Annotated in this window: 9 protein-coding genes; all 9 read right to left on the bottom strand. The window is 54.4% G+C overall.

The window, feature by feature from the left end; genetic code table 11:
• Window positions 1-2: 2 nt before the first annotated feature.
• Entirely contained in the window at window positions 3-539 is a 537-nt protein-coding gene (locus tag BBD38_RS12370; RefSeq protein ID WP_147568164.1) for a hypothetical protein, read from the bottom strand.
• A gap of 9 nt (window positions 540-548) precedes the next feature.
• Complete coding sequence (locus BBD38_RS12375) at window positions 549-1,133, bottom strand: J domain-containing protein (protein WP_066688708.1); 585 nt, start codon at window positions 1,131-1,133, stop codon at window positions 549-551.
• A 10-nt stretch (window positions 1,134-1,143) separates the two neighbouring features.
• Window positions 1,144-1,992, bottom strand: coding sequence for a DUF5685 family protein (locus tag BBD38_RS12380; RefSeq protein ID WP_066688710.1), 849 nt, complete (start codon window positions 1,990-1,992; stop codon window positions 1,144-1,146).
• 201 nt (window positions 1,993-2,193) lie between these two features.
• Window positions 2,194-3,606 carry an L-fucose/L-arabinose isomerase family protein gene (locus BBD38_RS12385; RefSeq protein WP_066688712.1) on the bottom strand — a complete coding sequence of 471 codons (1,413 nt, stop codon included), beginning with the start codon at window positions 3,604-3,606 and terminating at the stop codon, window positions 2,194-2,196.
• 11 nt (window positions 3,607-3,617) lie between these two features.
• Window positions 3,618-4,586: an ABC transporter permease gene (locus BBD38_RS12390; protein WP_066688714.1), complete on the bottom strand. Its 969-nt coding sequence runs from the start codon at window positions 4,584-4,586 to the stop codon at window positions 3,618-3,620.
• The gene (locus BBD38_RS12395; RefSeq protein WP_066688716.1) at window positions 4,586-6,091 is read right to left on the bottom strand and encodes a sugar ABC transporter ATP-binding protein; all 1,506 of its coding nucleotides are present in this window, start codon (window positions 6,089-6,091) and stop codon (window positions 4,586-4,588) included. Before BBD38_RS12395 ends, BBD38_RS12390 begins: the two co-directional genes overlap by 1 nt.
• Before the next feature lie 10 nt (window positions 6,092-6,101).
• Entirely contained in the window at window positions 6,102-7,040 is a 939-nt protein-coding gene (locus BBD38_RS12400) for an ABC transporter permease (protein WP_172807840.1), read from the bottom strand.
• A 153-nt stretch (window positions 7,041-7,193) separates the two neighbouring features.
• Window positions 7,194-8,267: a sugar ABC transporter substrate-binding protein gene (locus tag BBD38_RS12405; RefSeq protein WP_066688717.1), complete on the bottom strand. Its 1,074-nt coding sequence runs from the start codon at window positions 8,265-8,267 to the stop codon at window positions 7,194-7,196.
• A gap of 29 nt (window positions 8,268-8,296) precedes the next feature.
• On the bottom strand, window positions 8,297-8,690 hold a 394-nt coding region (locus BBD38_RS12410), incomplete at its 5' end, for a sugar phosphate isomerase/epimerase family protein (RefSeq protein WP_147568165.1).

Raw genomic sequence — 8,690 nt, forward strand, 5'->3', positions numbered from 1 at the left:
CGTCAGAACTCGCCCGTGTTCAGCAGCTTGTTCCGCACGGACCCGTAATACCACTGCGTAATCTTGGTAAATAACCAATCATAAAGCAAAAACACAAGCTCTCCGGCAATCACGAGCCCCCACCACGGCACCGCAAAGGGGAACTGCTCCGTCATCCACGCACCGGCCTGGAAATAAATCAGCGCCGCAAATACGTTGAAATATACCAGCTTTTTCAAAAGATTGAGGTTGCCCCTGCGGTCCGCATCCACAAAATATTTGAAAATTCCATAATGCCCGAAAAAGAACAGGTACGGCAAAACGCCCGTTTTCACAGGCAGGATCAAAAAGCCCAAAAATACGATGCAGATAAACGAAATAATCGCCGCGGCGGGCATGCGCTCCACCATGACGCCCATAACAAACAACGAGGAAATGAAATACATCGTAATCCGCAGGACGGGCAATATATCCGCCAAATATAACGTAAGCAGCGTAAACGCCGCAAACATGACCACAAGGCTTCCCTTGTTTGTTCTCTTGCCATAACCTCTTATCATGCTTACCCCTTAAATATAACAGCACAGCGCCGGCCGGCAGCACATTCCGCCCGCCAGGCACCCAATGCACAGGCAGGTTGAACAGATGCCCCACATCTTCCTCGAGCCGTCCGCTCCCTCACTGTCTCCAAAATCCATATACATGCCCGTCGCCTGCGTCATCGTGCGCATGGCCTGTTCATATTCCGCGTTTCCCGGTTCCATCTGGTAGGCGATATTGAAGTGTTCCGCCGCGCCGTCATACCACCCGCGCCGGAACAGGATTACGCCCATCAAAAAATGCCATTCCGCAGGGCGCTCGCCCATGCGGTTCAGCATGGCTTCCGCGTTTGCAAGCTCGCCGCGCTGGATGGCCGCGCGCACAGCCGCAAACTGCGGCGAACCGCCCGCCTGGGTGTAATTCCCCTGCTTCATTTTTGTAATCATATCGTACGCCGCATTGACCTGCTTTAATTTTTCACTTGCAGCCGCCTGCTTTTCCGGATCGCTTGCAAATCGGTCCGGATGATATTTTTTGACCAGCCTGCGGTACGCCGCCTTGATCTCTTCGTCTGTGGCGTTTTCCGAAACGCCAAGCACTTCGTATGGATTCATCCCGTATCCTTTATATCTTATTTTCTACCGGAGCGGTGAGCCTGCGCCCGTCCGTAAGGACTGCGTGCGTCTGTTCCCTGCACCCGAGGTAGATGATATTTTCCAATAATTCCCTGTTCCGTTTCAGTTCCAGGCGCGAAAGCGCTTCCGCGGCCTGGGCCAGCGTATAATATAAACTCTGCTCGATTTGCACGCGCACCGCATCGTCCGGCCTGCCGTATTTGCACGCATATACGTTGTAATTGTCCCGCTTTACGTCTTCTTCCCAATCCTCGGCCGCGTCGATGAGGTAAATCCACCGCCCGAGGCTGTATCCAAGGTCGTACAGGATATGCGACTGCAGCACGTCCGCGTCCGTCATAACCGTTCCAAGGAGCCGCGCATACGAATCCGCCGCCGCATCCGTGTTGGGGGAATGCTCCTGCTCCAGCTTCACAAGCTCCGCGATGGTTTCATCCGCGGTGCGCACCACGTTTTGATGCCGCTCTTTTGCCTTTGCATACGCCTTTTTCAGGAACATCCGCGCAAAGCGCATGCCCCGCCTGCCGTCGCGCTCGTGGTCTTCCGCGCTGTAATACGCCATAAGGATATTGATATCCGCGGCATATCCTGCCGCCGGTGTAACAATCGCCGGACGCCTTTTCACCGGATGCAGCGCGCATTTCTCCATTTGCGGCTCCCCCGCTTCCCCGCGCAGGCCGTCCGCAAGCAGGTATAAAAAAACGCTGTCGAAATTGAGCACCGCCGTCTTCCTGTACTCGCTTTTCAGCGCCTTGCACAGTCCGCAGTAGTACGCACGGTACACATTCAGCTCACGCACTTTCAGCTCCCCGGTAAGAGGCACAATATATCCAAACATAGAGTTATTATATCATCAAAAAATCAGCGTTTCCACTTTTCAAAAAAAAATGCGCTTTATTCACGCATTTTTTAAAAGATTGTTCATATTTCCCGGTTTCCGGAATAACAGAAAATCAACAGGGAGAACGCCGCCGCGCTTCCCATAGGAGGTTAACCTTTTTGGGCGGCACCGTTCTCCCCATTCAGTAAGAGGACTTGTTTATTGCAGGACAATCGGTTCAATATCCAGCATTTCGCAGATTTTAACCAGTTCTTCCACACAGTTCCCCCGCACGCCGTGCGCGTGATTGGAACCGTAGAGGTTAATCAACTCCTCCGCCGATACGCCGATTTTGATATACGCCGCCGGCCAGTTGATTTGCGTCTCTTCCATCTTTTCGCGCGGGAATTCCAGCGTTTTTGCCGGGAAAATAACCATCCGGTATTTTCCATTGCTGCGCGTCAGCCGTGCGCAGGTAAGCTCCCCGGCCTTTGCCATATACTGCACCGTCGCTCCGCCGGCCTCAAAAAAGTCGGGGGTTTGCGCATAAAATTCAACATTCCTGAGGTTTTCCCGGTAGTCGTCCGACAGTCCCGCATAATAGGTGGACTGTGAACCGCAGTTTGAGAATACGAACACGTCGTTTTCCGTATCGTAATGGCGGAAATCGAAGAACAGGGGCGGCGCGCCCGTCAGCAGGTTCATAATATACATGGTAAGGCCGCCGTCCATATCGTTTTCGCAGGCCGTGGGCGTAATATCCTTTTCCCCCTCCATGTCGTAAGGGTCGTTGAGGAACGCCTGCGACAGGCACTGCGTCACGAAATGGTTGCCCATTTCCGGCTGGCATTTGATGCCGATGAAGGAAAGCTCGCGGTCCCGCACCATGTCTTTTGTCGCCAGGTAGCAGCGTATCTGGAAACGCAGCTTTTCTTCCGTGAGTCCTTCCCCGTCATAATGGATGCAGCCGATGTTTTCGGTCAGCCACTCGAACGCATGCTGTTCCCGGTCTTTATCGATCAGCTCCGCGAGGCGCAGGATTTCCATCTCGTCAATATGCTCGCAATCGATGCCGAACTTTTTCATCCATACGGATTGCTCGGCAACGCCCGTGTACATACCCATGCTGCGCCCGCCGATCATTCCGTATACGCTTCCCTTGAGGGAAGTCGCGACCTTGGCGGCCCTCGCAAAGCTCAAAATCTTATCCATCACTTCCTTTTGGGCGACGTCTCCCCACACGCGGTAATTGCGGACGCCAAGCTGGTCAAGGCTGCCCGCGCTTGCCATCATACCCACAAGCCCCGCATATTCGGGGTTCAGGTTGGAAAGCATCAGCAGCGGCCTGTCGATGAACCGTGCCGCGATCACCGCGAGGTTCGGATAAACCCAAATCGTAAAGTTGAAGATTACGCCGTCCACATCCGCGGCCATCAGCTTTTTTGCCTCGTCCGCCGCTTCCTTCGCGGTATGAACAATGACGTCCGCCACCACAAGGTCAATTTCTCCCGTACTGCGGATTTGCGAGACGACCTTTTCTTCAAACTCCTTGTTCATCGCATACAGATTGTTATGCGCTTTTTCCCGGTTGTCCGAAATCGTTAAAAGCCCAAGCTTCGGTTTCCTATACATTGTCTTTCTCCTTATCTGTTTTTAATTGAATCTGCAAACATTGCGATAAATATAATCAGGCCGCGTACAAACGGATAGATAAACGGGCTTGCCCCGAGGAGCCCCAGGCCGTTCTCGATAATCACCAGCATAAGGATGCCGAGGATGGTTCCCGGAATGAGGGAGCCCTTGCCGCCAAAAAGGCTTGTGCCGCCAAGCACAATTGCCGTAACCGTTGTGAATTCAAGGCCCACGCCCATATAGGGCTGTACCGCGCCGACGTTAATCATGGCCGCAATCCCGCCGATGGCCGAGCAGATGCCCGAGAATACAAACAGTGTCATCATGGTTTTTCCAACCTTGATTCCCATTTTTTCCGCCGCCTGCTGCGAACACCCGATGGCGATCACATTGCGCCCGAACCGCGTTTTCGACAGCACGACCTGCCCGACGATCAGCATCACAATGCCGATCAGCACAATCACCGGCAGGAAGCCAAACACCTGGAACATCCCCGCTTCCTTGATGGAGCTGTCAAAGAACACCTGCCGTCCTTTGGAAATCAGCAGGGCCACGCCCCGCAGGCCGATCATCATGCCGAGCGTCGTCAGCATGGAATTCATTTTCAGCTTCGATACCATAAGGCCGTTCACCGCCCCGATGCCCGCGCCTACGAGGATGCATACGATAAGCGCCGCCGGGATGGGCACGCCCGCCTTCATCAGGATCACCGCGGTCGCCGCCGATACAAACGCATTCGAGCCGACGGACATATCGAGCGAGCCCGTCAAGATAATAAATGTCAGCCCTGTGCAAATGATGAACGATACACAGCTTGAAAGAAGCAGCTGCTGGATGTTAAACGCCGTCAGGAAGGTGGGCGTCGCGCATCCGAAAATGACGACAACCACCACAAACACAATATAAAACCCGTAATTGGAAAGCGTTTTTCCGAATCCTTTGCCTCCCGTCAGGGCTGCCGTACCTAAATCACGTCCCATTATTGTTCCTCCTCCCCTACGCACAAGGCCATCAGGTTCTGCCGTTCCATATTTTCCTTGCCGACCTCGGCGACAATCCTGCCCTTATTCATGACAAGCACCCGGTCCGAAAGCGTGAGGATTTCCTCTATTTCCGAAGAAATCAGCAGCACCGCCGCGCCGTCGTTTGCAAGCTCGGCCACCTTTACATGAATTTCATTTTTTGAACCGACATCCACGCCGCGCGTCGGCTCGTCCAGTACGAAAAAGTCCGGGCGCCTCTGCAGCCATTTGCTGAACACAACCTTTTGCTGGTTTCCGCCCGAAAGCTGGGAGGCCAGTATCTTCATATCCGGCGCCTTGATATTAAGCCGCTCTTTCATTTCGTCCGCCGCCGCCATTTCCTTTTTGGGGTTCAGCACCTTGAGCGCTTTGCTTGCAAACTGCCGCAGGCTTGCCGCGGAATTGTTTTTCCACAGCGGCTGCGTGAGGAAAAGGCCGTCCTTGTGCCGGTTCTCCGTAACATATCCTGATTTTTCAAGCAATTTCGTGCTGGAGACCTGCTTCAATTCCCCGTCCGTATTGAGGGACACCCTGCCGCCGGCCCGCGCGTCCAGCCCGAACATCGCGCGGATGGTCTCGGAACGGCCGGAGCCCATAAGCCCCCAAATTCCGAGCACTTCCCCGCTGTGTACCTCAAAAGACACATCGTGCGGGAGCTTCTCCCCCGAAATATGCTCCGCCTTTACCACCACATTCCCAACCTGTGCGGTTCTCTTGGGAATTTCCTTTTCCTTGGATTCCCCGATAATAAACTTGATGATATCCTCCCGTGAGAAATCCGCCATGTTTCCGCTGCCCGATACCCTGCCGTCGCGCAGCACGGTTACGGTCTCGCAGATTTCGGCGACCTCGTCGAGGAAATGGGAGATGAATATGATGGTATCACCCCGCTTTTTCAGCGAGCCGATCACCTCGAACAGCTTTTCCTTCTCCTTGAAGGTAAGCGAGGATGTCGGCTCGTCAAACAGCAGGTATTTTGCGCCTGCCGCAAGCGCGCGGGCAATTTCAATAATCTGCCGGTCGCCGATCGGGATACTGCTGATTTTCGCCTTGGGTGAAATTGTGCTGCCGAGAATATCCAGGTATTTCCTCGCTTCGGTTTCCATATAGGCGTAATCGAGGAAAGGCGATTTTTCTTTGCTGACCAGATGGGAGATAAACATATTTTCCGCAACCGTCATGGTTTCAAACACCACCGGCTCCTGGTGGATGAATGCGATTCCCGCCGCTTCCGCGTCGCGGGGGTTATTGATCTCCACCTTTTTTCCATCGAGTATAATTTCGCCCGAATCCTGTTTCAGGACACCCGCGATAATATTCATGAGAGTCGATTTCCCTGCGCCGTTGATGCCGATGAGGCCCATCGACTGCCCCGCATTTGCGCATACCGTCACGTCGTCGAGGGCGCGCACACCGGGGAATTGTTTTACAATATTCCTGAGCTGTAACGATGCATTTTCCATTTTTCCCCTCCTACAACCGTTTTCTCTGCGTATCCACAAAGGTCAGGGCCACGATTACGCTGCCTTTAATGACCATCTGGACATAATAGGAGACTTCCAGAAGATTCATGCCGTTTGACAGCAGGGTGATGAAAAGCGCGCCCATAACCGCGCCGACCACGCTGCCCGTTCCGCCATAGATGCTGACGCCGCCGATGACCGCCGAACTGATGACGTCGAGCACCATCGTGTCCCCGCCCATGGAGGCAGATGCGCTCCCGAGCCGCGCCGTCAGTAGAATTGCCGCTACGCCCGCCATCAGGGCGCTTACGATATATACCATGAATTTCGTCTTAACCACCGGCGTGCCCGAAACGCGCGCCGTTTCTTCATTGGTGCCGAGCTGGTAAACCCACCGCCCGAACATCGTGCGGGCAAGCAGGAAATTCGCGATAAACGCTACGATAATCAGGATGACGATAGGCGCGATCTGTACGCCGCCGATCCCTGCCGTCAGTGTGGAGACGAACTCGTCCGGAAGGCCGTAAATGCTTTCCGCATTGGTATAAAATACCGCCAGGCCGTTCGCGATTACCTGCGTCGCGAGCGTTACGATAAAGGGCACCATTTTTGCCTTGGCCACCGCAAGGCCGTTGATAACGCCGAAAACAGCCGCTACCCCCAGCATCGTCAGGCAGCCGAGCGCAATATTGTTCGTTTTAATCATGATATCGCCGCCGATGACTGCGGACGCCGCCATCACGGCGGGCAATGAAAGGTCCATGCCGCCCGTGACCAGTACGAAGGTGATGCCGACCGCAAGAACGCCGACCGCGCTTGTCTGCACCACAATATTAAGAAGGTTGGTTGGGTCAAAAAAACCTTTAATTCCAATCGCCATCGCGATAATCAGGCCCGCAATGACCACAAGCATGACCATGTTTGCTTTGCTGATCCGAAGTTTTGACAAAAATGAGCTCCTGCGGCCTGCCGCTGCATTTGCCTGTAAATTGCTCATATGCCTTATTCCTCTCTTTCCCGAAAATAATTCCAAATCTTTGTGGGTGATCCAAAATGCGGCGATGTGCGGGGGAAAAGCTTCCCCCGCGCATCCCCCGGTCCCTTATTCGTCGTATACAAAGCCCCATACATTCTGGCATTCGTCCAGGTTGTTCGGCGTGCATACCTTGCCTTTTACGAGGATTTCCTCATTCCCGAGGTCTTCGCCATTGTGGATTTTTGTAAGCGCCTCTGTGAGGGCCACCGTCATCGCGTCGATATCGAACGCCGTGCTGACGTCGTTATAGCCCTGTTCAAGCATTGCCGCGCCGTTGGGGGCAACGTCCTGCGTGCCGATATACATATGGTTTTCTTCACCGTAGGGAGCCCACTTGTTTACACGTTCGAGCGCCGACTGTACGGCGGGCATCAGCATATCGGAAGCAACGAATACTCCGTTGGCGTCCGGGTGTGCCTGGAGGGCCGCCGTGAGGCCGGACAGCGCCTTATCGGGGTCCCACTCGGAAGGAACGTCCTGCAGGGGGGTAATGCCCATTTCTTCACAGGCCTGTTTAAAGCCCTTGTCGCGGTTGATCGCGTTTTCGTCAACCAGGTCGCCCATGACGTTAATCAGCTTCGGTTCCACGCCGTCCTTCTGCATCAGCTCGATCAAATACTTTGTCGTCGTATATGCCTGGTCTACCGCGTCAAGGCCGATATGCGCGTCCGCTTTTTCATCCGCATCCGGGGTTGCCGCGCGGTTATAGGTGATAACCGGGATTCCGGCCGCGTGCGCTTCCTTGATGCTGGAAACAATTGCTTTGGAGTCCTGCGGCATCATCACGATCGCATCCGGCTTTTTGGCGATCAGGTCCTTGATGTTGTTCGCCTGCTTGCTGACGTCCGCATCCGCAACCGTAAAGGAATAGCTGATCTTCGGATCATTCGCTTCGCCCTGTTTTACCGCATAATCTTCAAACGCCTGGTAAATTGTCGTCTCTTTGGATGCGAACGAGAAGCCCACGTTCATTTCATCCCCGCCTGCCGCTGCGCCGCTTGTTTCCGCATCCGCGCCCGCAGCCGGTTCTGTTGCCGCGGCAGGCGATTCCGTCGCCGCCGTGCCCCCGCCCGAGGAGCAACCCGCAAATACGGTCATTGCCATCACAACTGCCAATACTACAATCAATAACTTTTTCATTTTTTTCCTCCTGGTATTTTTATTTTGGATTACCCCAAAAATACTTTTTTCACAAATTGCAGCGATTCCCGGATGTCCGCGTCCATCTGTTCTTCGCTTGCACCTTCCGAGATGTCCCGCCATATCTTGATGTCGCTTCCCACCGTGCCCCCCGGCTTCACGAACGGCTCCATTACCACCGCGCCCCCGTATCCGATGTCGCGCAGCGCCTCGCCCATTTCCGCCCACGGCATGTGTCCTTTCCCCGGAACCTTCCGGTTCGCTTCCCCGATGTGGAAATGCCCGAGATTGCTTCCCGTCGCGCGGATCGCGTCCCCGAGATAATCCTCCTCGATGTTCATATGGAAGCAGTCCAGCATCACCTTGGCGTTTTCCCTGCCGATGTCTTCCACAAACCGCACCGCCTCCGCGGCGCTGTTGATG

This window comes from Christensenella intestinihominis (genome assembly GCF_001678845.1).
GTDB lineage: Bacteria > Bacillota > Clostridia > Christensenellales > Christensenellaceae > Christensenella > Christensenella intestinihominis.